At 71.3% G+C, this 22645-nt stretch carries 16 protein-coding genes; 4 read left to right on the top strand and 12 right to left on the bottom strand.

Annotated features, from left to right (window positions below; all coding sequences use genetic code 11):
- Positions 1–33 precede the first annotated feature (33 nt).
- The 4 genes from WME76_RS06630 to WME76_RS06615 all read right to left on the bottom strand — a co-directional run bounded on the left by WME76_RS06630 (position 34) and on the right by WME76_RS06615 (position 5105).
- Positions 34–942 (bottom strand): sterol desaturase family protein, encoded by a 909-nt coding sequence (locus tag WME76_RS06630; RefSeq protein ID WP_437959344.1) that lies wholly within the window; start codon positions 940–942, stop codon positions 34–36.
- A complete protein-coding gene (locus WME76_RS06625) occupies positions 924–1322 on the bottom strand; it encodes a 2Fe-2S iron-sulfur cluster binding domain-containing protein (protein ID WP_437959343.1) in 399 nt (132 codons plus the stop codon). The genes WME76_RS06630 and WME76_RS06625 overlap by 19 nt, the downstream gene beginning before the upstream one ends.
- 236 nt (positions 1323–1558) lie before the next feature.
- Complete coding sequence (locus tag WME76_RS06620) at positions 1559–2599, bottom strand: LysR family transcriptional regulator (RefSeq protein WP_437959342.1); 1041 nt, start codon at positions 2597–2599, stop codon at positions 1559–1561.
- Positions 2600–2717: 118 nt separating this feature from the next.
- The gene (locus WME76_RS06615; protein ID WP_437959341.1) at positions 2718–5105 is read right to left on the bottom strand and encodes a glycoside hydrolase family 9 protein; all 2388 of its coding nucleotides are present in this window, start codon (positions 5103–5105) and stop codon (positions 2718–2720) included.
- A 230-nt stretch (positions 5106–5335) separates the two neighbouring features.
- On the opposite strand from WME76_RS06615, the gene WME76_RS06610 reads away from it, so the two are divergent.
- Positions 5336–5602, top strand: a complete 267-nt coding sequence (locus tag WME76_RS06610; protein WP_437959340.1) for a hypothetical protein — start codon at positions 5336–5338, stop codon at positions 5600–5602.
- A gap of 267 nt (positions 5603–5869) precedes the next feature.
- Positions 5870–6868, top strand: a complete 999-nt coding sequence (gene pfkB / locus WME76_RS06605; protein WP_437959339.1) for a 1-phosphofructokinase — start codon at positions 5870–5872, stop codon at positions 6866–6868.
- 45 nt (positions 6869–6913) lie between these two features.
- Here pfkB and WME76_RS06600 read toward each other — a convergent pair whose 3' ends face one another.
- Together WME76_RS06600 and WME76_RS06595 are read right to left on the bottom strand one after the other, a co-directional pair.
- Positions 6914–8458: a hypothetical protein gene (locus tag WME76_RS06600; protein ID WP_437959338.1), complete on the bottom strand. Its 1545-nt coding sequence runs from the start codon at positions 8456–8458 to the stop codon at positions 6914–6916.
- Between the two features lie 55 nt (positions 8459–8513).
- Positions 8514–9728, bottom strand: coding sequence for a metallophosphoesterase (locus WME76_RS06595; RefSeq protein ID WP_437959337.1), 1215 nt, complete (start codon positions 9726–9728; stop codon positions 8514–8516).
- A gap of 282 nt (positions 9729–10010) precedes the next feature.
- On the opposite strand from WME76_RS06595, the gene WME76_RS06590 reads away from it, so the two are divergent.
- A complete protein-coding gene (locus WME76_RS06590) occupies positions 10011–10913 on the top strand; it encodes a bestrophin family protein (protein WP_437959336.1) in 903 nt (300 codons plus the stop codon).
- Between the two features lie 96 nt (positions 10914–11009).
- Here the strand turns inward: WME76_RS06590 and WME76_RS06585 are convergent, their stop codons facing one another.
- The 3 genes from WME76_RS06585 to WME76_RS06575 all read right to left on the bottom strand — a co-directional run bounded on the left by WME76_RS06585 (position 11010) and on the right by WME76_RS06575 (position 16244).
- Positions 11010–12083 carry a cyclase family protein gene (locus tag WME76_RS06585; RefSeq protein ID WP_437959335.1) on the bottom strand — a complete coding sequence of 358 codons (1074 nt, stop codon included), beginning with the start codon at positions 12081–12083 and terminating at the stop codon, positions 11010–11012.
- Positions 12084–12305: 222 nt separating this feature from the next.
- On the bottom strand, positions 12306–13589 hold the full coding sequence (locus WME76_RS06580) for a PAS domain-containing protein (RefSeq protein ID WP_437959334.1): 1284 nt from the start codon (positions 13587–13589) through the stop codon (positions 12306–12308).
- Between the two features lie 126 nt (positions 13590–13715).
- Positions 13716–16244 (bottom strand): DUF3656 domain-containing U32 family peptidase, encoded by a 2529-nt coding sequence (locus WME76_RS06575; protein ID WP_437959333.1) that lies wholly within the window; start codon positions 16242–16244, stop codon positions 13716–13718.
- Between the two features lie 326 nt (positions 16245–16570).
- On the opposite strand from WME76_RS06575, the gene WME76_RS06570 reads away from it, so the two are divergent.
- A complete protein-coding gene (locus WME76_RS06570; RefSeq protein ID WP_437959332.1) occupies positions 16571–19360 on the top strand; it encodes an MXAN_6577-like cysteine-rich protein in 2790 nt (929 codons plus the stop codon).
- A gap of 54 nt (positions 19361–19414) precedes the next feature.
- On the opposite strand, the gene WME76_RS06565 is transcribed toward WME76_RS06570, so the two are convergent.
- From WME76_RS06565 to WME76_RS06555, 3 genes are read right to left on the bottom strand one after another with little or no spacing between them, the layout of a single operon-like run.
- Complete coding sequence (locus tag WME76_RS06565; RefSeq protein WP_437959331.1) at positions 19415–21094, bottom strand: methyl-accepting chemotaxis protein; 1680 nt, start codon at positions 21092–21094, stop codon at positions 19415–19417.
- Complete coding sequence (locus WME76_RS06560) at positions 21073–22071, bottom strand: CheR family methyltransferase (protein WP_437959330.1); 999 nt, start codon at positions 22069–22071, stop codon at positions 21073–21075. Before WME76_RS06560 ends, WME76_RS06565 begins: the two co-directional genes overlap by 22 nt.
- The gene (locus tag WME76_RS06555) at positions 22068–22619 is read right to left on the bottom strand and encodes a chemotaxis protein CheW (RefSeq protein ID WP_437959329.1); all 552 of its coding nucleotides are present in this window, start codon (positions 22617–22619) and stop codon (positions 22068–22070) included. Before WME76_RS06555 ends, WME76_RS06560 begins: the two co-directional genes overlap by 4 nt.
- Positions 22620–22645: the final 26 nt, after the last annotated feature.

Raw genomic sequence — 22645 nt, 5'->3', positions numbered from 1 at the left:
CCCGCTGCGCAGCTGTTGCAGACGTCCACCGGATCAGCTCACCACGACAGCGCGGCCATCGGCGGTGTAAATCACCGCCTTTGCCGCAGCGAGCGCGGCCGCCGGCGGCGTGGGCTCGATCGACGGGCGATGAGCCGGCACCTTCTTCGTCGAGCTCGTCGAGCGCACGAACGGCCAGAAGAGCTGCTCAGGCCAGGGCTCGACCGGTGCGTCGTCGGGTAGCCCGAAGCCCTCCTGCCGCGCGTGCGGGATCATGAGCGTGCCATGGATCACATCGAAGCAGATGAGGGCGACGCCATAGTTCTTCATGGCATTGCCGTAGCGGCCGACGCCGTGGTGGACATGGTGGGTGTCGGGCAGCGAGATGACGCGCTCGATCACCCACATGAAAGGACGCGTGAAGCGGTTGCGCTGAAGCGGCAGATCCCAGCGGAGATCGCTGTGCTCCATCAACACCATCAGGGTCCTGAAGGCCAATCCAGCCGCGTAGGCACCAGGCTGGCCGAGCCAGATGACGGCCGGGCCCAACCACGCGCCCGGCACCAGCACATGCCACAGCCAGTTTTGCCGGTAACCGACGCCGATATTCATGTTGCGCGGGACGTGGTGCGGTTTGTGGATACGCCACAGCCACGGCCATTCATGGCTCTTGCGATGGAACCAGTATACCGCGTACTCGTCGACGAGCACGTAGATCGGGAAGGCGAGCCAGAAGCTCACGCCCGCGAGCGCCCCCTCGGAGCGCGGCCAGAGCGCCTTGAACGCCCAGATCAACGCGGCGAAGGAGGCCCCGCGTACCAGCAGGAAATTACCGAGACTCACGAGGCTCGCACCCATCTCCCGCATGGTGAGCACGCCGGGGCGCCGGTACAGGCCGAACGCGATCTCCAAGGCGGCGAAGATCGCGATGAGAGCGAAGGCGATCAGAGCATTTCCGAGCATGACGCCTCTCCTTCCGCGCGTCGTGTCCGGGCTCGTGCCCCCGCCGAGGTGGCGAGGGCGATCGAGCCACGGTCCAGGAACTTGTCGTGATGCACGTGATCGGCGGCGAAGAGCCAGTCGGTGAAGGCGCCGCCCGGGAGCTCCTCGGGCGTGACGTGGCGATAACTATCCTTTTTGAGACGGACATGCCCCTTGGTGGGTCGGCACTTGCAAGTCCCGCGCTCGCCCACGTTGCACATCCGGGGGAACGGGATATTCGCGCGGGCGGCTGCGCTGAGCAGCGTCTCTCCTGGCTCGATGGTCGCCGCGCGCTCGCTGCCCAGTACACGAAGCGCCCCGCTTCGACCGCGCTTTCGGCGGATCGATGAAAATCCGAGCATGATGTTACCTGTCCTTGTGGATGGCCACCCAGGTCCGCGGCGACTGGACGCGGACTCGGGTCGCTCTTCGCTGGGCCGCGCCTTGCTCGTGCAGCCCTGAGCGCGCGGATTTCATGGGCGGCGACCCACGAAAAGCCCAATCAAGAAACGGTATGACTCAGATAGCCAGCGCGAATGTTCCACAGAGTCCGGGGTCGCGCGCCTCCCCCTGGACCGGCCCGCCCGCCGGCGACAGGTCAGACGCGGCTGCAGAGATCGATGAGGGACCGCCGGAGCCATTGATGGGCCGGGTCGGCCTCCTGGCATACATGCCACATCATGAACACCGGGATCGGGTGGACGGGCAACGGACAGCTCACCACCCGGACGGGGAAGTGCTGCTCGAACAGCCGCGCCAGGGGGAGCGGCAGCGTGCAGACGAGGTTCGACTGCGAGACGATGAAGGGTATCGATAGATAGTGGGGGACCTGCACCTGCACGCGCCGCGATCGCCCCACGATGGCCTGGAGTTGATCGGCCAGGTTGGTCTGGCCCGCGCGCGGCTCGAGGATGACGTGCTCGAGCGCCATGTACTCGTCGAGGCTCAGCGTCGGCCCCACGGTCGGATGATCCCGGCGCACCAGCGACACGAGCTCGACGTCGAGCACGCGCTCTCGCCGGAACCCCTCGCCCGGGATGACGACATGATCCAGGACGAGCTCGACCTTGCCGAGCCGCATCTCATTCTGCAGCGAGGCTCCAGGCTCGCGACAGACGTCGATCCGCACGCGGGCGCCGAGCTGCTCGAGCCATCGGAGAAAACGAGGCAAGAGGATGGCCTCTCCGAGGTCGCTGATCCCCAGCTTGAAGGTGTGGCGCGCCGTGTGATCGAAGACGTCAGGCCGGGCGAGCGAGGCGTGTATCAGGTCGAGCGCCTCCCTGATCGGGCCGGCGAGCGAGAGGGCGCGCGGCGTCGGAGCCATCTCCTTGCCGCAACGCACGAAGAGATCGTCGTCGAACAGCAGCCTCATCCGGGCCAGCGCGCTGCTCACGGCGGGCTGGGTCATGCCGAGGCGCTCGGCGGCCCGCGTCACGTTGCGCTCAGTGAGCATGACATCCAGCACCGTGAGCAGGTTCAGGTCCACGGCGCGCAGGCGAGGAACCGGCGGTGCGCTCATGCGGAGAGGGTAGCGCAGCCCCGCCACGTGCCGCGATCGGCCCGCAGGGGCGAGCTCCTCCGCGCGCGCCCCCTCGAGGTCGACGGCGCGGCTCACGGTGCTGGCCAGCGAGCCGGCCACGGCGGCCGGCGTCGAACGGTCGGTCGGCGCGACCCTTCTAGCCTCTGAGCTGGACCGGCGGGGCCGCGCTCCGGAGCTTACCCGCGCTCCGGAGCGCCCGCCCCTGCGATGGGCGACGCTACTTCTTCGCCTTCTCGTCGAGGAAGCCCGTCACCCACGCGAACGGCGCGTTCCAGTTGATGGTGATCTCGTTGACGCTCCACGCCTCGATGTGATCCACGAAGCACCGCTGGGCGACGCACCCCTTCAGGCCGGCGCTCTGGACATGGGGGTCCTGGAGCGACGAGTTCGGGCCGCCGGAGACGGCGCCGGGCGGCGCCTTCGGGTACTTGCTGTTCGCCTGGTGCGACCAGAACCGGTGGTGCGGGTTCTCGAGCGGTTTGTCGCCGTAGCCGGTCACGTACGACTGCCCGAGCGGGTTGCGCCCGAGGAGGTAGTCCATGCCCAGCACCACGCCGTCGAGGTACTTCGGCTGCTTGGTGAAGTCGTGGGCGAGCGCCACCACGAGCATGTTGTTCAGCACGCCCGAGTTCGAGCCCCAGTCGTACTTGCCTTCAGCCGTCCGAGCGATGAGCGTCCGGTACCCCTCCTTGTCGGCGATGGCGAGGTACTGGTCGGCCGCCTTCGCGATGCGGCCGCGGATCTCCTTCTGCCACGCCGCGTCCACGTGGCCTGGCACGATCGCCATCGAGATCTGGCCGAGCGCGTCGGTGACCCGCCAGTTCATCGACGCCGCGCCCCCTTCGACCTCCGTCGGGAAATGCGCGTTGAGCGGCGAGGCCTGCAGGAACTTCTTGTACTCCGGCTTCCCCGTCGTGACGAAGAGCTCCGCCGCGGCCCAGTAGAACTCGTCCTTGGCGTCCGTGTCGTCGTAGGGCCCGCCGCCCTTGTCGCCGCCGGGAGGCGCGTAGAGGGCCGGGTTCTGCTTCGCCGCCGCCCAGGCGCGCTCGGCGGCCTTCAGGCACTTCGCCGAGAACGCCGCGTCCACCGTCTTCCAGATGCGCGCGCACTGCGCCCCCGTGGCCGCGACGTTGAGCGTCGCCGCGGTGCTCGGCTTGTGGAGGAAGCGCGCGAGCTTGTCCTCGTGCGGCGCGAGGCCGAGGCCGGTCCACGACTCGTCGTGCATCTTGTGGTGGACCATGCCGGCGAGCGGCTTGCCTTCCGGCACCTGCATGCCCATCAGGAACTCGAGCTCCCAGCGCGCCTCGTCGAGGAGGTCGGGCACGCCGTTCTTGCCCTCGGGAATGCTCAGCTTGCCGTCCGCGAAATCGGCGCTCGAGGCGCCGAGGTGCTTCGTGCGCTCGTACCAGTTGAGCAGCGTCCACACCGAGATGCCGCCGTTGACCACGTACTTGCCGTGATCGCCGGCGTCGTACCAGCCGCGGGACGCGTCGAGCGCATAGTCGCAGCCGCTGCCCTGGAGGCACTTCGTGCTCTTGTCCTGGAGGTGCCCGGCCGGGCGCGCGAGCTCGGGCTTGCCCGCATACGGCATCTTGATCTCGATGCCGCTCCGGTTGTGGTAGAAGTACGCGAGCGCGTCGTACTTGAGCTTCTGGTAGATGCCGGCCCCGATGTCGAACGGGAAGCTCTTCTCGTCACCCACCTTGAGCACGTAGCCCTGGCCCGGCGCGTTGAAGGCCGTGAAGTCGACCAGGTGGACGTGATCGCCGGACGCGCCGTCCTTGCCGAACACCCTGGTCTGGCCGCGCGAGACCGCCTTGCCGGAGGCGTCGAGCAGCTCCCACGCGAGCGGCGCGGTCGCCGCGTTGCTCACGCTCGCGATCTTGGCCGCGCCCGGCAGATACCCGACCTGATTCACGGCGATCTTCGGCGCCGCCGCCGCGTCGCCCGCGGGCGCGCTGGACCGGAACTCCGGATCATCGAGGCGGATGTCGTCGATGCAGACCTCGAACGGCTCCTTGGCCGACGCCATCTCGCCGCCGATGTGGAAGGCGAGCTCCGCCGTGGGATCGTCGGCCTTCGCCATCGAGAACTTGCCGGTGTAGGTCTTCGGCGACGTCTCGAGCACCACGGTGTCCGACCAGTACTCCTCGTAAGGAGGCCCGGCCATGCCGACCTTCGGGCGCGCCTTCGTGGGCGAGGACGCCCAGGCCTTGTACTGGAGGGTGTAGCTGTGCCCCTTCTGGATCACCATCTCCCGGTGGCGGAACTGGGCGTCCCAGTTGTTGGACCCCTTGTTCGTCACCGTCACGCAATAGGCGCCGTTCTTCACCTCGGCGCTGCCGGCGCCTGGCGCCGTGAACGACGTGGTCCACGGCAGGCTCTTGTTGTCGTCGAAGTCGGAGGCCTTGAGCAGGTTGGTCTGCGCGGGCTCGGCGCCCGCGCCAGCGCCGGGGCTCGCGCCGGAAGGGGCGGCCTCCGCGCCGGGGCCCTGCGACGTCGCGCATCCGGCGCTCAGCGCGAGCAGGCCGAGCGCGCCGAGCCCGAGCGCGGACACGCGGCCCGTCCGGCGGAGGATCGACTGCTTGAGAAGGGGGTCGTTCATGAGTCCTCGGTTCACGGCTGGGGGCAATCGACGCATAAAAGCGGGACCTACGTGCAGGTTGTCAAGCGCAATCCTCGCCGGCGCGCGAAATCGGGGTGGTTCGAGGCGCCGCCGGCGGTCGTGCGCCGCCCGCGCCGTCGATTCGCGCTGGTGCCGCTGGCGGAGTCGCATTAGGCTCCGCTCAGCCTCGCGTCGCACCAGGATCGCGGCCGAGCACCCCAGGAGACGACATGGCCAAGCACAGCTTCTCGGTCCCCTTCAGCGGTTCCTCTCAAGATATCGTCACGAAAGCCAAGGATGCCATCGAGAAGGCCGGCGGGAAGTTCAGCGGCAACGAGGGCAAGGGCGACTTCTCGGTGCCCACGCCGGCGGGGACCGTGAAGGGGACCTATGCCATCTCCGCGCAGAGCTTCTCGGTCGACATCACGGACAAGCCGTTCCTCGTCCCCGGAAGCGCCATCGAATCCCAGGTCCGCAAGTTCCTCGAGAAGGCCTGAGCCCCTGCCCGCGGCCGCACGCCGGCCCGCGCCCGCCTCCTCGCGCGCCCCCCTCGGCGCGGGATCTCCCCAGAATTGCTCGCTCGCTCAGCGAGCCTGTCACGACAGTCCCTTGCGGATCGGACTTCCGCCAGTGAGTATCCCGGTCTGGAACGCGTGGAGAGCGCGCTCTGTCGCTCGGCGGTCCGCGAAGAGCATCGATGTCCGCGCCGTGAAGGGCGGTGTTGTACGGGGGGATACCTCCCCTCGGAGACGGGGAGGTGCGCGTTGCTGAAGCTGGGAGAGCGGGGCGCGGAGACGTCGCGCCGCGACGGGCTGGTGACGGTGACGCTGAACGTGGCGCTGGACCAGACGCTGGAGTGCCCGGGCTTCGCGGCCGGCGCGGTGAACCGGGTCGCGGCCCAGACGCTCACCGCGGGCGGCAAGGGCATCAACGTCGCCGCGCTGCTCGCGGGGCGCGCGGATCCGGTCACGGCGGCGGGGTTCCTCGGCCGCGACAACGCGGGCCCGTTCGAGGCGCTGTTCCGCGAGCGCGGCATCCAGGACCGCTGCGTGCGGCTGCCCGGCGGGAGCCGGGTCAACATCAAGGTGGTCGATCGACAGGGACCGGAGGGACCGAAGGTCACGGACATCAACCTGCCGGGGCTCGCCGTCCCGCCGGAGGCGCTCTCGCGGCTGGTGGACGAGCTCGACGCGCTGGCCCGGGAGAACCGCTGGTTCGTGCTGGCCGGCAGCGTCCCGGCCGGGGTGCCCGAGGACTTCTACGCGGACATGGTGCGGCGGCTCAGGGCGCGGGGCTGCTCCGTCGCCGTCGACGCGAGCGGCGCGGCGCTGCGCCACGCGGTGGCGGCGGGGCCCGACATGATCAAGCCGAACCAGCACGAGCTGGGCGAGCTGCTCGGCCGGCCGCTCTCCGGAGCGCGCGCGGAGGTCCTGCGCGCGGCGCGCGAGCTCCAGCGATCCGGCATCGGGCTGGTGGTGGTCTCGCTCGGGGCCGACGGCGCCCTCCTCGTGGACGCGGAGCGGGCGCTCCTGGCGGTGCCGCCGCCGATCGAGGTCGCGAGCACGGTCGGCGCAGGAGACGCCATGGTGGCGGGCGTGCTGGCGGCGCGGCTACGAGAGGGCGGCGACCTGGAGGCGTGCGCGCGCCTCGGCACCGCGTTCGCGGCCGGCAAGCTGGCCGAGGTCGGGCCGGTGCTGCCGGCCGACGAGCGCATCGAGGAGCTCCGCGCCGCCACGCGCATCGAGCGTGTCGACCCTGCCTGAGCCAGTCCGGAGAGAGGGTATCCCTGCTGTCGATCGCGCCGGCGGTCACCGCTCGACCAGCAGCACCGGGCTGCCCGAGAGGTCGAGCGTCACCTTGCCGCCGCGCGCGTCCAGGGGCGTCTTCGCGCCGTCCCACGCATGGACCTCGAACCCCGTCGCGGTCGCGAGCACGACGCTCGCGCGCGCCTCCTCCGTGTCGCCCGGCGTCACGGCCCAGAGGGCGATGCGGCGCTCGCCGTCCTTCCGGAAGACGGCGCCCCGCGCGCCCCCGGGCAACGCGAGCTCCCTCGTCGCGCCGTCGTCGTACGACGCCCCGGAGAGCACCTCGGTGAGGATGGTGTAGGCCTCGCCGAGATCGGTCTTGGTCGCCTGATCCACGCTGGTGAGGGCGCCGAGGTCGTCGTAGAGCCCCATGTGCGCGAACACGTCGTCGCTCCCCTCCTCGCCGTTCGACAGGATGAACCAGTCGACGCCGCCGATGCCGCGCGCGTGCGCCATGATCATCACCTTGAGGAGGTAGTTGCGCGCGTACTCCGGGCTCCCCACGTCCGGGTAGTCCGGCGTCGGCGCGAGCGGCGCGCCGCTCTCCGAGACGTTCCACCCTTGCACCTCGACGCCGGCGCCGGCGAGCGCCTCGGCAAAGGCGTCTCTCGTGGCGAGGAGCTCGTCGACGGACGCGTCCGAGCTCTTCGGGCTGAAGATGGGATAATAGTGGAAGTCGACGACGTCGACGTAGGCGCCGCCCTTCTCCGGATACTCCGGCGTGACGGCGCCGCCGTCGGGGTTGTCGGTGTAACGCAGGATCGCGGAGAGGAACGACGGATAGCCGATGCCCCCCGTCGCGATCCGCGCGTCCGGGTCGGCCCGGCGCGCGGCCTCCTTCGTGACGCGCAGCATCCGTACGTAGTCGAAGATCGAGCCGTTGAACCGCGGGAGATCGGCGGCCCTGGGCGGCTCGGTCTCCCACGCTCGCGTGACGCTCCAGTCGGCCACCCAGTCTGGCTCGTTCCACACGTGCCACAGGTGGATCCAGGGCTTGTACGTGTCGACGGTCCGGTACACGTACGACGCCCACGTGTTGCCCGGGTTCACCGTCCCGTCGGGCAAGAAGACCGGCTCGTAAAGGCTCTTCGGGATGTAGTGCTCGTTCTCCCAGTCGGCCGCGCCGGGCGGCGCCACGGTCAAGTCCACCGACTCGGAGCCGATGAGGAACCCGATGTGATCGGCCATCCCCAGGGACGCGTACGTCTGGATGTCGCCGAGCTCGATATCGACTCCCCACGTCGCCAGGTGGGCCGCCGGGAGCTTGACGCGGAGGCTGCGGGCGCCCGCGCGCGCCGCGAGGGTCGCCTCCTTGTCGTCGCCCCAGGCCGCGTTGCGGTGGCCGAGGTTCACGCCGTGGCGAAACGCGCGAGGGAGCCCCGCGCCGCCGGCGCCGCCCCCTCCAGCCCCGGCGCCGCTCCCTCCCCCGCCGGCGCCGCTCCCGCCGCTCCCCGCTCCGCCGGGGCCGTCATCGCCGCCCGGCGCGTCGCCCCCCGAACCACACGCGATGAGCGCGGAAGCGCACAGCAGAACGAACCCTCGGCGCATGAACGAGACCTCCTCCCGGCGGGCGCCGGGCGGCCAGTATAACTGCGCCCGGTCTTCACGCGCCGTCCGCGGCGAGGTGGACCTTGAGGACGCTCTCCTCGGCGGGCACGCCGAGCCGGAGGGGGAAGCCGTAGTGGCCAGTCCCGCGGTGCACGTAGAGCCGGTCCGGGCCGCGGGCCCACAGGCCGTGATCGGGCATCGTCACGAAGAGCCGCATGGCGGTCCAGGTGCCGCCGAGGCTGACGATGCCGACCTGCCCGCCGTGGGTGTGGCCCGACAGCACGAGGTCCCCCTCCCCCTCGCCGAGGTGGCGGAACGCGCCCGGATCGTGGAGCAGGATGAGCCGGAGCGCGCCGGGGACGCGCGGGTGCCGGGCGCAGACCTCGGCCATGCGCTGCGCGCGATCGCGGTAGTGGAAGTCCATCCCGAGGATCTGCACCGGCCCCGCGGCGGTCTCGACGAGCGCGGCGTCGTCCACGAGCAGGCGCGCGCCCGCCCGGGCGAGCGCGGTCGCGACGTGGCGGGGCGCCTCGTGATCATGGTTGCCGTGGCAGGCGAACACCCGGCCCTCGAGGGCGCGGAGCGGCGACAGCGCCTCGGCGAGGTGCTCCGCGGTGCCCTGCGACTCCATGGTCAGGTAATCGCCGGTGAGCACGACGAGGTCGGGATCTCGCGCCACCGCGCGCTCGCAGATGCCGCGGAGCCGCGCGACGGACATGAACGGTCCGAGGTGGGGGTCGGTGATCTGGACAACGCGGAGGGGGCGGCGCGCGTCGGGCGCCTGCTCGCGCGGCAGCGGGTGGCGGCGCAGCCCCTCGACGCGGGCGCGGTCGACGACGAGCTCGACCTCCTCGCGACGCGCGGTGAGCGACTGGAGGATGCCGATGCCCGCCAGAGCGAACGGCGCCCAGAGGCCGTACGGCGTCGCCCCGAGCCCGCCCGCGATGGCCCACGGGAACGACAGAAAGGTCGCCGCGACGAAATAGGACGCGGGGATGCTCACCAGCGCGCGGTAGGCGACCGGGCGCATGCGCGGGCGCGAGAGCAGGAGGAAGTGCAGGTACACCGCGCCGTGGAGGTACGCGAACACCGGCGCGAGCGGGCCGACGTGACGGAAGAGCGCGCACGCGATCAGGGTGTGGATGCCGAGCAGCACGCCGACGAAGCGCGCGTAGAGCCCGCCGCGGCGGCGCCTCGCCGCCGCCACGACGGCGATCCAGGCGAGGACCGAGGCCACCCAGAACAGGACGATGGGGGACGGGAACGTCAAGCTGCAGCTCCAGGCGACTCAGGCGTACAGAGCCACCGTGGTCTGCCCGGCCTGGTCGGACGCCAAGTCTCCCGCGTCCAGGGTGTCCGCGCCAGGATCCCGGGGCCGATCGAGGCGCGGATGAGCCGGCCGCAGCGGAGCGCCGCGCCGCCTGGCCGCGTTGCGGCACAGGAACCTTGCTGGTACGGAGGTGCGATGCTCCTCTCCGTGAGGCGCGCGCTCGATCTCGACCAGCGATGAGGCCCCTTTCCACCACGGCTCCCGCCGCGAGGGACGCGCCCGATGATCCCCTATCCGAGACGCGATTGGCTTCACCTGCTGGTCTCCCCGCACGGCTCCTTGTCGCCGGGCGTGATGCGACGGGTGCTGGTCTTCGGGGCCATCGCCGCGGCGCTCTGGCTCGCGGACAGGTACATCCCGCGCGTGGGCCTGTCGATTGGCTTTTACGAGGTCGCGGGCGCGGTGATCGCGCTCATCCTCGCGTTCCGCACGAACACGGCCTATAACCGCTTCTGGGAGGGTCGGACGCTCTGGGGCTCGATCGTGAACGCGAGCCGCAACATCACGCGCATCGTGAGCACCCATGCGTCGGTGGACCCGGCCGCGGCGCGCGAGGTCGCCGTCTGGGTGGTGGTGTTCGTCCACGCCGCGCGGCGCTCGCTGCGCGGGCAGGCCGAGCGCCCCGAGATCGAGCGGCTCCTCTCCGCGGAGCAGGCCGAGGCGCTGGCGGCGCACGCGCACCCGCCGCTCCACGCCGCACAGCAGATCTCCGCGCGGATCGCGGCCTTCGCGCGGGCCGGGAGCCTCGAGCCCAACATGGCGGTGTGCGCCGAGGAGGAGCTGAACACCCTGGTCAACTGCCTCGGCGGCTGCGAGCGCATCCTCAAGACGCCTACGCCGCTCGGCTACGTGCTGCTCTTGCAGCGCGGCGTGGTGCTTTACCTGGCCACGCTGCCCCTCGCGCTCATCGACGCGATCGGGTTCATGACGCCGATCGTGACGATGATGGTCGCCTACCCCGTCCTGATGATCGAGGCGCTCGGCGGGGAGCTCGACGACCCCTTCGGCCACGAGCCGAACGATCTGCCCCTCACGCGCATCTGCGACACGATCGAGCGCAACCTCCTCGGCTCGTCGCCGCTCGTCCTTGTGATGGCATCGAAGGCCGAGAGCTACGAGGACTGAGCGCCGCATCCCGCGAGATTCGCCCCTGGTCGCGCGCGCGATCGAGGATCATGGATCCTCGATCCGTTCGCGCTCGGCGCCGAGGCCCTGCTCCGCTCACCGGATCGCGAGCGGGATCCCGGGCGATCCGGACGCGCCCCGGAGGGGCAGCGGGCTGTAGACGTAGAAGAACTCGTACGGGCTCCTGTGGCCGCGCGGCCGCTCCTCGAGCTCTGCGGCCAGATCCGCGGCCAGCTCCGAGAGCACCATCGCCTCGTGCATGAAGATTCCGCTCTTCACCAGCAGGTGATGGTGGACCGGGAAGACCACGCCCGGCGCGACAGGAGGCTTCGGCGGGGTGACCTCGATGCCGAAATTGTCCGACCCGACGCAGGCGATTCCCCTGGACGAGAGCCACTTTGCGACCTCGAGCCCGATCCCCGGCTGGGCCAGCCCCACGCCCGGCTGCGTGTAATACCCCTCGGTGCCGAGCTCCCAGTTCTCCTCCCAGCCCGTGAAGATCAGCACGACGTCGCCGGCGCCGATGTCGCGCGCGTCCATCTTCTGCGCGCGCAGCGTCTTCATCACCATGGACAGCGTGATCTCCTGGCCCCACGCGAGCGTCTCCCCGCCGTTCGCGTGGCGCTTCACGTCGAGGAGCACGCCGCGCGTGACGAGGGGCTTCACGTGCTCGACGCCGAGGTGCGCGAGCCCGTCTTCCGTCATGACCTCGGCGCCCGTGAACTGGTTGTAGAACAGCGCGTCGGCGGGGTCGGAGCTCCCGGGCGGGATGTAGCCGAAATGCCCGAGCGCGTCGAACTGCGTCCCCATCTGGCCGAACTCCCCGTGCATCACCTCGGAGTTCGTGACCTGCTGCGCCAGCAGCGTGACCGGCCCGGCATCCACGGAGAGCCCCTGGTTGCCGGGGAACGTCGCCATACCCGGCTCGTAGACGTGGCCCAGGCGATAGACCTTGCCCTCCTTGATCAGGCGCTTGCCGTCGAGGACCTTGTCGGGCGTCTGCGTGTTGGAGGCGCCCGCCTCGTCGTCAGGGCCCCACGGCGAGGGATCGGGCACCGGATCGTACGCCTCCAGCATCGGCACGCCGCGGGCCAGCGCCGCGCCTCCGATCAGGCTGGCGGCCATGGTCACCACGATCGCGCCCCGTAACGGCATCACTCCAGGCTTCATCGACAACCTCCTGGGCTACATCGCACGTTGTACCGACAGCGCCGCACGCGCCCGTCACGGGCGCGGACGCACGTCATTACCATTGTACACCGAAATGGGCGCCAGAGCACCGCTATCCCGCGAACTTCGCGGTCTCCGCCGATTCCGTGGAGCGCTTGTGCGCACGCGCGCACGCGCGTACACCCGGGGTCTTACAGGGGGAGCGCGCGCGGCTATCAGCGGCTACCAGCGGCGTCGGCCTCCGAGCGCGTAGGCAATGCCGCTCTGCAGGGTCCCTTTGGTCACGATGCCGCTCAGATCGGCGCCCAGCGTCGTGAGCGTCTGCGCGATCTGCGGCTTGATCCCGGTGAGCACGACCCGGGTGCCGAGCAGCCCCGCGGCCCGCGCCGCGTCGACGAGCGACCGCGCCACCCGCGCGTCCACGTCCTTCACCCCGGTGATGTCGAGGATCGCGATCCTGGCTTTCTGGACGGCGATCCCTTCGAGCAGCGTCGTCAGGATCTGCTCGGCGCGCGCGGGGTCGACGCTCCCGACGATCGGCATCGCGACGACGCCGCGCGCCAGGGGCAAGAGCGGCGTGATGAGCTCCTGGATCGTCGCCCGCTGCATCTCGATGAGCTGCCGCTGCATCTCCGCGCGCTCGGCCTCGGCCTGCTTGGTCCGGCTGATGTCCACCGAGACAGTCCCGACCGCGTAGAGCTTCCCCTCGGCGTCGCGGATGGGGAACTTGGTCGACAGGTACGTGCGCGGACCGTCGGGGTAGACGAGCACGTGCTCGGACGCGCCGGGCCGCCCGGCGGCCGCGGTCTCTTCATTGGCCTTTCGTATCGAGGCGGACGCCGCCGGCGGGAGGAGGTCATAGACGACCTTTCCGAGCAATTCCTCGCGGCTCATCCTGTAATAGGACTCGATCTCGCGGTTCACGAGCAGGAGCCGGCCCTCGACGTCCACCGCGACCATCATGGATGGCGTGTATTCGAGGAATCCATGGAGCAGGCTCTCGCTCCTCTCGAGCATCTGCTCCGTGTGCTTGCGCGCCGTGATGTCGTGCGCCGATCCCAGCACCCGGCGCCCCCGCCCCTCCGGCCCGCGGTCGAGCGCGACGCCTCGCTCGAGGAACCAGCGCCAGCCGCCGTCGCGGCCGCGCGCGCGGTACTCCACCGTCGCCTGCTCCCCGCTCTCCCCGGCGGCCACGCGAGCCCGGTACTCCTCGATGCGATCGAGTTCGTCTGGATGGAACATCGAGGAGGGGCCGTCGCCGCGGAGCGGGCCCGCCGCCCCGCCGCCCCCTCCGGCGAGCTCGCCGAACTCCCGGTTCCAGTAGATGTACCGCCGCTCGTCGAGATCGAGGACGTAAACGAGGGTGGGCAGCGCGTCGAGCAATCGGTCCGGGATGCTGCGGTCGGCCTCCTCCAGCTCGGCATTGCGGGAGCGCAGGCGCTCCACTTCCTTCCGCAACGCAACCACCTCCGCCTCGAGCGCCACGGTCTTCTGCGGCTCGTTCATCGCCTCCCGGGGGATCTTATCCCAGCTTCGGGCTATGGCGGATCACAATCTTCCTTATCATACAGGATTTCGCGAGCGGCCTTGGCCCGCTCCGCGCACAACCTGGGGAAATTCATTCTCCCCCGCTCAGGCCTGCAGCACCCGCAGCGACCCCCTCACCACTCCATAGCTCCCCTCGGCCCGCAGCCCGCGCGCGACCTCCGCGGGCGCCACCTCCCCGGCGAGCAGCCGCCGGTACGCCTCCACGACCCGCCGCGCCCCCTCGGCGTCCTCGCGCACGAGCTCGATCCGGAACCGCCGCACACCGCTCTTCGCCAGCGTCGGCACGAGGTGCGCCGCGCTCTGCGGCGCCGCGTGAAACACCGTGTTCCGACACCCCACGTCCGCCTCGAGCGGGTGATCCATCCCCGCACGATCCCGCAACGACAGCGCGTGCTCCTCGCACGGCCGGCCGCAGGTGCGGTGATCCTTGCCCTCCGAGAGCGTCGCCGCGATGACGCAGTGCTCCATGTGGAAGAGCGGCATCGGGTGGTGCACCACCACCTCGGCGAACGGCGCGAACGGCGAGTCGAGCAGCCCCTCGAGCTGCGCGGCGTCGAGGTCGAACGACGGCGTGAACGCGGCGAGCCCCCGCGAGAGGACCTCGCGCGCGGCCAGCTTGTTCGTGACGTTCAGCGAGAAATCGCCGATCCGCGGCACGCCCGGCGTCGCGTCGAGCAGCGCGCCGAGGCTGCGGACCAGGATGGCCGACGGCCCGAGCGAGAGCAGGTACCTGTCGATCTTCTCCTCGCCCGGCTTGCGGATCCGCGGCGGCGCGACCGCCACCGAGGCCCCGGCCGCGATGAGCTCGCGCGCCGCGGCGCCGAGGCCGACCATCTCCAGGAAATCGAGGTACACGCCGCTCGCGCCCGCGCCGAGCGCCGCGCGCGCCTGGGCCACGTTGCGGCACAGCACGAAGAGGCCGGGCGGCGGCGGCTCGACCGCCGGGGGGACGGCCCCGGCGACGAGGTCCTCGGCCGGCGCGGCAGCGCTCGGGTGCGCCCGGTGCGACGCCTCGAGGAGCGCCGCGACGAGCGCCCGGCGGGCGCGGTTCAGCGCCGACGGCGGCACGAGCGCCGGCCCGTCGAGCGACAGCCCGACGCCGCGCAGCACGAACGGCGTGTCCCCGAGCCGGTCGAGCTGCTTGCGCAGCGTGGCCTCGTCGAGCGGCGACCGATCGGCGCGGCCGAGCGGGGCGTCGACCTCGACCGCGGCCGCCGCGCCGCCATCGGCCACCGCCGAGAGCCGCGGGCGCTCGCCGAGGCGGCCCTCCAGGCGGACGTCGATCGCCACGCGGCGCGGGGCGCGATCGAGCGCCTCGCGGACCTCGCGCGCCGCGGCGGGGTCGCTCGTGCGGAAGACGCGGCGCCCGCGCAGCGACCGGGCACCGCGCAGCACGTCGTCCGGCAGGCGCTTGTCAGGGCCGAGCCAGACCTCGACGTCGCCGCCCGCCGGCGCGCGCTCGACCTCGCGGCCGTCGATCCACAGCCCCCAGATGCGGCCGCCGATCTCGCCCTCGCCGGCGAAGCCGCCCTCCACGAGGATCCCCTCGCCGCGCGCGAGCGGCCGGGCGGCGCGCACGACAACGACCTCGTGGCCGCGCCGGCGCCCGGCGCCGCGCGCCTCGCCCACCTCGAGGCCGCGGTGGTCGCAGGTGCGGCCGTCGACGAGGCGCTGGTGGTCGACGCCGCGCAGGAAGCCGGGCCCCGAGCCGCGCGAGAACGCCTGGAGCGCCGCCTCGCGATCCGGGGACCCCGGTCCGGCCCCCTCGCCGAGCGCCGCGTCGATCGCGGCCCGGTAGAGCCGCGCGGTGGCGCCGACGTACTCGGGACCCTTCAGGCGCCCCTCGATCTTCACCGAGGCGACGCCGAGGGCGACGAGGTCCGGGATGACGTCGGTGGCGTCGAGGTCCTCCGGCGAGAGCAGGTAGGCCGCGTCGCCGAGGTCGCGGAGCGCGCCGTCCACGACGAGCCGGTACGGCAGGCGGCAGGCCTGGGCGCACGCGCCGCGGTTGGCGCTGCGACCGCCGATGGCCTCGCTCGTCAGGCACTGCCCCGAGTAGGCGATGCAGAGCGCCCCGTGCACGAAGACCTCGAGCTCGACGTCCGTCGCCCGGCGGATGGCCGCGATGTCGTCGAGCGAGAGCTCCCGGGCGAGGATGACGCGCGCGGCGCCGAGCGAGCGCGCGAGCTCGACGCCGGCCGCGTCGGTGCAGGTCATCTGCGTGGAGGCGTGGATCGGGAGCCCGGGCGCGATCGCCCGCGCGAGGCGCATCACCCCGAGGTCCTGGACGATGATCGCGTCGGCGCCGGCCGCGGCGCAGGCCTCGATCGCGGCGCGGACGGCCGGGAGCTCGTCGTCGAACACGAGCGTGTTCAGGGTGACGTAGCCCTTCACGCCGTGGGCGTGGAGGAAGCGCATCGTCTCGGCGAGCTCCGCCGCGTCGAAGTTCGCGGCCCGGGCGCGGGCGTTGAAGGGCGAGGGCGCCGCCGAGGCGCCGGAGGCGCCGCCCCGGAGGCCGAAGTAGACGGCATCGGCGCCGCCGCGCACGGCCGCTTCGAGGGCGGCGCGGTCGCCGGCCGGGGCGAGGACTTCAGGGCGCGCGGACCGCATCATAGGCGGGCGGTTCTAGCAAGGCGCGCAGCGGTTGTCCCCGCGCCGCGAGCAAGAAAGCGTCCCAGTCGGGCTCGCTCCGGCGCGCCCGAGCGCCTTGACCTGCCTTCCCGAGGTGGGGCACGATCCCGCAACAGCCCACCCGACCGAAACGCCCTCTGGCCCTCGCCGGCCGGCGGGGCGAGGCCTGGATGGCCGAGCCGGATGAGCGGCCGTGACGACCTTCCCCATCAACCACCAGCGCGGAACTCGGGAGCTGAACGTCGGAGAGGCGCTTGCATTTCCCGCCCGCCCATGCGTCTTCACGGCGCATGCCGCAAAGGGATGCCATGACGAGAGACGGATTTCGCTTCAGGTACGCGCTCTCACCGGCCGTCTCCTGGCTGCCCGCCGCCGTCCTGGCGGTGACGTCCGCGTGCTCCAGCGAGGTGACGTCGGAGCCGATCTGCGATGCCCCCTACTCGAACTGCGGCGGGGTCTGCGTGGCGCTGCGCTCCGATCGCGACCACTGCGGCGCCTGCGGCAATGAATGTTCGTCCGGCGAGCTGTGCGTCGCCGGCGCCTGCGAGGAGCGGCCGCCGCAGGGAGCCGGGGTCGGCGGCAGCGATGGCGTCCCGCAAGGCGACGGCGGCGGCCCGGAAGACGACGGCGGCGCGGGCGGCGATCCGGTGGCGTGCGACGAGACCCGCTACGTGAAGCGGTGCGACGGCGACTGCGTCGACACGCGCACCGACCCGGACCATTGCGGCAGGTGCGGCCAGGCATGCGACCCGGGCCGCGCGTGCGCCGGCGCGCGGTGCCAGCCGATCTGCCGGGAGGGCTTCACCGAGTGCGCCGACGCCTGCGTCGACCTCGACGCGGATCCGCAGCACTGCGGTCGCTGCGGTCACGCCTGCGATCCCGGGCAACCGTGCGAGGCCGGCTCCTGCGGGTGCAGCACGGAGCCCTCCGAGGACATCGGGTCCACCGTCCCCCAGGAGGTGAGCGGCACCACGCGCGGCGCCGACGACAGCCGCTTGCCGAGCTGCGGGGCGCCGGACACCGCCGATCAAACGTTCCTGTTCACCGCCCCCACGACGGGGACGTACTTCTTCGACACCCTGGAGGCGGCCTTCGACACGACGCTCGCGGCGCTCGCGGCGGGCACCTGCGCCGAGCTGGCCTGCAACGACGACGGCGAGGGCATCCAGTCGCAGATCGCCGTCGATCTCCTCGAGGGGGAGTCCATCCTCGTGGTGGTGAGCGGCGCGAGCGGCGCGGAGGGCGACTTCACCCTCCGCGTGACCCAGCCGGGGCCGGTCCTGTGCACGCCGACCGCCCTCGAGCCCGTGGTACCGCAGACGTTGACGGGCACGACCGTGGGGCTCGAGGATTCGGTGTACTACAACTGTGGTGTCACCTCGATCCCGGACGCCACCTACACGTTCATGGCCCCCGAGGTGGGCGCCTACGTCTTCAGCGCGCGCTTCCCGGAGGAGATCATCATCGACATCCTCGACGGCGGCGCCTGTGACGGCATGTCGCTCGGCTGCCAGTACGGCTACGGCCAGGCGAACACGATCGTGGAGCTCGATGCCGAGCAAACGGTGCTCGTCGCCGTGTCGGGCCCGAGCAGCCCGCTGACCCGCTTCACGCTGGACATCTTCAAGGCCCCTCCGTGCCCGGGCCAGGATCTCGGCTCGACGGTCCCGCAGACGGTGACGGGGAGCAACGAGGGGCTCCCCAACGTGCTGTCGGCCTGCTACGCCTTCTCGACCGGCGGCGAGGCGACCTACGGATTCACCGCGCCGCGCGACGGCGTGTACCTGTTCGACACCGAGGGGTCGACCTTCCCCGTCCTGATGGAGGTGCGCCGCGACTCCTGCGCCGGCGAGGTCCTCACGTGCTCCGACGGCGAGCTCTCCGCTGCCCGGATCACGACCCCTCTCACGGCCGGCGAGACCGTGGTCATCGTGCTGGACACGTACATCGGCACGGGTGATTACCGGCTCGAGATCAGCGAGATAGCGTGCCCCCTGATCGACCTCGGCTCGACGGCCCCGCAGACGGTCACGGGCACGACCGCCGGGTTCACCGACGTGCTCGCGCCGAGCTGCGGCTACTCCGGGGGGCCCGAGGTGACCTATCGCTTCACCGCCCCGGCCGACGGCCTCTACACCTTCGACACGGAGGGCTCGGCGTTCGACACGACCGTGGACGTGCGGGACGGCTCGTGCGCCGGCCGCTCGCTCCGGTGCAACGACAACGTGGATCCGACGGGGGAGCTCACCCACTCGCAGGTGAGCCTGCTCCTCTCCGCCGATCAGACCGTGATCGTCTCCGTGGACAGCAACTACGCGAGCGGCGAGTACACGCTGAACATCACCCAGCAGGAGGCGCCGCCGTGCCCGCTCATCGATCTCGGCAGCGCCGTCCCGCAGACGGTGACGGGCAGCAACGAGGGCTATCCCGATCTGCTCACCCCCGAGTGCGGCTGGGGCGCCGGCGGTGAGGCGACCTATCGATTCACGGCCCCCGCGGAGGGATACTACGTCTTCGACACCGCAGGCTCCACCATCGAGACGGTGCTGTCCGTGCGCGAGGACGGCTGCGGAGGCCCCGAGCTCGCCTGCGCCAGCGACGGCGCGCGCTCGCGGACGATCGTCTGGCTCGAGGCGGAGCAGGCCGTCGTGCTCAGCGTCGACAGCAACGGCGACGAGGGCGAGTACATGCTCAACGTGGGCCAGTTCGACGGCTCCGGCACGTGCGAGGCGCCCATCGAGCTCGGGTCCGTCGTCCCGCAGACCGCGACGGGGACGACCCGGGGGAGCCTGGATGAGCGGAGCGCGAGCTGCGGCGGCTCCAGCGCGCCCGAGGTCCTCTATTCGTTCACCGCGCCCGAGGCGGGGACCTACACGATCGACACGCACGACTCCGAGTACGACACGGTCCTCGCCGTCTTCGACGGGGGCTGCTCGGGCGACGAGCTCGCGTGCAGCGACGACGCGCCCCCGGAGGAAGACTGGTTCCCGGTCACGTCGGAGCTCACGGTGTCGCTCGAGGCGGGGCAGACCATCCTTATCCAGGTCGACGGCTACGACCGGGACTCCGGCCCCTACGCGCTCAACATCCGTCGTTGACCCGCCCCGCGCCGCGCCGCCGGGCGGCGCCGCGGAGTCCCGTCCCGACAGGATCTAGAACGAGACGAAGTCCTGATCGCCCGCGGCGTGCGGCACGCGCCCGTTGCTCGATGCGCCGCCGCCCGGGGGGCCCTTGTGCGGCGGCCTCCACAGCGCCCTGCCGCCGCGGCGGTCCGGCAGACGCCCCGGCGCCGCAGGCCCGTGGCCCGGGTCGCCGTCGCTCTCCTGCGCGAGGCGGAACGACGCCATCACGTTCTGGAGCTGCTCTGCCTGCGCCGAGAGCTCGGCCGCCGTGCTGGCGAGCTCCTCCGCGATCGCCGCGTTGCGCTGCGTGGACTGCTCTATCAGCTCCACCGCCCCGCTGATCTGGGCCACGCCGTTCGACTGCTCCTTGGACGCCACGGCGACGCCCTGCACCAGCTCCGCGGTCTCCCGGATCGACGGGACGAGCTCCGCGATGAGCTGTCCCGAGCGCTCCGCGACGACGATGCTCGACGCGGCGAACGAGCCGATCTCCTTCGCCGCGTCGCGGCTTCGCTCGGCCAGCCGCCGCACCTCCGTGGCGACCACGGCGAACCCCTTGCCGTGCTCGCCCGCGCGCGCGGCCTCGATCGCGGCGTTCAAGGCGAGCAGGTTCGTCTGGTACGCGATCTCCTCGATGATCACGATCCGCTGGGTGATCGCCTTCATCGCCTCGACCGTCTCCCGGACCGCCTGACCGCTCTGCTCCGCGTCCCTCGTCCTCCGGTGCGCCGTCTCCTCGACCTGCTTGCAGTTGGCGGCGTTCTTCGCGATCGTGCCGCTCAGCTGCTGCAGGCTGGTCATCGTCTCCTCCACGGACGCCGCCTGCTCGCTGGTGCCCTGCGACAGGCTCTGCGCCGTCGCCGAGAGCTGCACCGAGACCGAGGAGACCGAGACCGCGCCGCCCCGGACCTCGCCGATGAGGCCCGCCAGGCGCTCCGACATGGCCTTCACGGCGCCGAGCATCTGGCCGAACTCGTCGGAGCTCTTCACCGTGACGTCGCCCGTGAAGTCGCCCGCGGCGATGCGCTGGTGGATCGACACGGCCTGGGTGAGGGGCACCAGCATCATCCTGGTGAAGAGGACGGCGAGCACGGCGGCGACGACGAGCGCGAGCAGACCTCCTATCTGCAGCGTCACGTACATCGTCTGGACGAGCGCGTTCGTCGCCGCCTGCCGCTGGCCGAGGAGGGCGATCTCCTCGTCGTCGATCTCCTTGAGCGCCGCGCGCATCTGGTCCATGAGGCTCTTCTCGCGCCCCTTCCTGACCTCCTCGACGGCGCGATCCGCCGACGCCTTTAGATCGTCCGCGCTGCGGCGTTGCTGGATGAGCGGCTCCAGCACGGAGGAGAGCCACTCGTCCTGGAGCTTGTCGACCTTCTCGAGGCGCGCCTGCTGACGCGGGTTGTCCCTGGTGAGCTCCCGGGCACGACTCATGCTTTGCTCGAACCGATCGCGCCCGCGGCGGTACGGCTCCAGGAACGACTCCACCCCGGTGATGATGAAGCCACGCTCCCCTGTCTCGGTGTCGAGCAGCGACTCCATGATATCGCTCGTCGCGAGCATCACCTCGTACGTGTGCTGGTCCCATGAGCGGGCCTCGTCGAGCTCCGCGAACTTCTTGTAGGCCGTGCCCGCCAGTCCGAGGACGATGACGACCATGGCGGCGAAGCCGAGGTAGAGCTTCCGGCCTACTCCGATATGCGCAAGCATGATGCATGCTCCGGGCTGGATGTGTTGCGGCTTCCTTCGAGCCCTGCCGGGGGCTGGAGCCGATAAACGGACGGCGCGACGCACCGCACGCGGTGGTCCGTCCCGTGGAGGCCCTCGGCGTGTCCGAGGAACAGGTACCCTGAAGGCGCGAGGCTGGCGATGAGCCTCGCCACGATCGACGCCTTCGTCGCGGCGTCGAAGTAGATGAGGACGTTCCGGCAGAAGATGAGATCGAACAGGCCGAATCGCTTGGGCGCCGCGTCGAGCAGGTTGAAGCGCCGGAAGGTGATGAGCCTGCGCAGCTCCGGCCGGGCCTTCATGAGGCCCGCGCTCGGGCCCGTCCCCCGGAGCATGTAGGCGCGCAGGCGCTCCTCCGGGATCTCCGAGGCCCGCTCGATCGGCCACACCGCGCGTTGCGCCTGGTCGAGCGCGCGGACGGACAGGTCCGTCGCGAGGATGCAGATCCCCGGAGCGCCGGTCGACGCGGCGCCGGCCCCTGACGGCGCAGCGTCAACCGGCGTGCCGCTGCGAGCCCGGGAGTGCGGGCTGTCGAGCAACGACATCGCGATCGAGTAGGGCTCTTCCCCGGTCGAGCAGGCCGCGCTCCAGGCGCGCAGCGGGCGGCGGACGCGCGCGGAGGGCGCTCCGTGGCCCGCGCTCTCGTGCCACGCCGGGAGGATCTCGCGCTCGAGGAGCTCGAACTGATCGCGCTCCCGGAAGAAATGGGTCTCGTTCGTGCAGATGCAGTCGAGCATGTGCACGAGCTCGCCCTCGCCGCCCGGCGCTGTCACGCGGCGGTAGTACTCGCCGAAGCTGCGGAGCCCGAGCGCGCGGAGCCGGGGCCCGAGGCGGCAGAGCAGGAGCGGCTTCTTCTGCGGGCCGAGCGCGATGCCAGAGGCGCGCTTGACGAGCCTCTGGAACAGCGCGAAATCCTCGTCGCTGAGGGCGCGCGGGCTCAGCTCGGCGAGCGAGATCATGGCCTGTCCCCTTCGCCGGCCGGCGCGCCGTGGCTGCCTGGGAGCGCCGGCGGGGCCCCGGGGGCCGGGGGGCCGGGGGGCCGGGCGAAGAGCTCCGCCGGCGAGAGGATGCGGTCGATGTTGAGCAGCAGCACGAGCTTCTGGCCCACCTTCGCCATCCCGAGCAGCTGATCCACGCGCACCTGCGCGCCGAAGGCCGGCGCGCGCTCGATCTCGTCCTCGGAGAGCGTGAGCACATCGCCCACGCCGTCGATGAGCAGGCCGAGGCGGGTGTTCTCGCCGTCGAGCTCGGTCTCGACGATGAGGACGCACGTCCACCGGCTCACCCTCGTCGGCGGCAGCCCGAGCTTGACCGCGAGATCGATGACCGGCACGACGCGGCCCCGGAGGTTCATGGCGCCGACGATGCACGCTGGCATCATCGGGACCCGCGATGTGACGCAGCGCTCGACGATCTCCCGCGCCCGGAGGATGTTCACCGCGTACTCGTCCCCCGCGATGATGAAGGAGATGTATTGCGACACGGGGCTCGACGCGTCGGAGATCATGACGCCTCCATGGAGAGAGATGGGAA

This window comes from Sorangium sp. So ce119 (genome assembly GCF_051524405.1).
Lineage (GTDB): Bacteria > Myxococcota_A > Polyangia > Polyangiales > Polyangiaceae > Sorangium > Sorangium cellulosum_G.
The sequence above is the reverse complement of the archived record's forward strand: the minus strand, read 5'-3'. Positions and strand labels throughout refer to the sequence as shown.

Coding starts and splice junctions, on each gene's coding strand:
- WME76_RS06580 (WP_437959334.1), bottom strand. CDS start 13,589: ATGAACGAGCCGCAGAAGACCGTGGCGCTCGAGGCGGAGGTGGTTGCG.
- WME76_RS06610 (WP_437959340.1), top strand. CDS start 5,336: ATGGCCAAGCACAGCTTCTCGGTCCCCTTCAGCGGTTCCTCTCAAGAT.
- WME76_RS06600 (WP_437959338.1), bottom strand. CDS start 8,458: ATGCGCCGAGGGTTCGTTCTGCTGTGCGCTTCCGCGCTCATCGCGTGT.
- WME76_RS06585 (WP_437959335.1), bottom strand. CDS start 12,083: ATGAAGCCTGGAGTGATGCCGTTACGGGGCGCGATCGTGGTGACCATG.
- WME76_RS06565 (WP_437959331.1), bottom strand. CDS start 21,094: ATGCTTGCGCATATCGGAGTAGGCCGGAAGCTCTACCTCGGCTTCGCC.
- WME76_RS06575 (WP_437959333.1), bottom strand. CDS start 16,244: ATGATGCGGTCCGCGCGCCCTGAAGTCCTCGCCCCGGCCGGCGACCGC.
- WME76_RS06590 (WP_437959336.1), top strand. CDS start 10,011: ATGATCCCCTATCCGAGACGCGATTGGCTTCACCTGCTGGTCTCCCCG.
- WME76_RS06560 (WP_437959330.1), bottom strand. CDS start 22,071: ATGATCTCGCTCGCCGAGCTGAGCCCGCGCGCCCTCAGCGACGAGGAT.
- WME76_RS06615 (WP_437959341.1), bottom strand. CDS start 5,105: ATGAACGACCCCCTTCTCAAGCAGTCGATCCTCCGCCGGACGGGCCGC.
- WME76_RS06570 (WP_437959332.1), top strand. CDS start 16,571: ATGACGAGAGACGGATTTCGCTTCAGGTACGCGCTCTCACCGGCCGTC.
- WME76_RS06555 (WP_437959329.1), bottom strand. CDS start 22,619: ATGATCTCCGACGCGTCGAGCCCCGTGTCGCAATACATCTCCTTCATC.
- WME76_RS06625 (WP_437959343.1), bottom strand. CDS start 1,322: ATGCTCGGATTTTCATCGATCCGCCGAAAGCGCGGTCGAAGCGGGGCG.
- WME76_RS06630 (WP_437959344.1), bottom strand. CDS start 942: ATGCTCGGAAATGCTCTGATCGCCTTCGCTCTCATCGCGATCTTCGCC.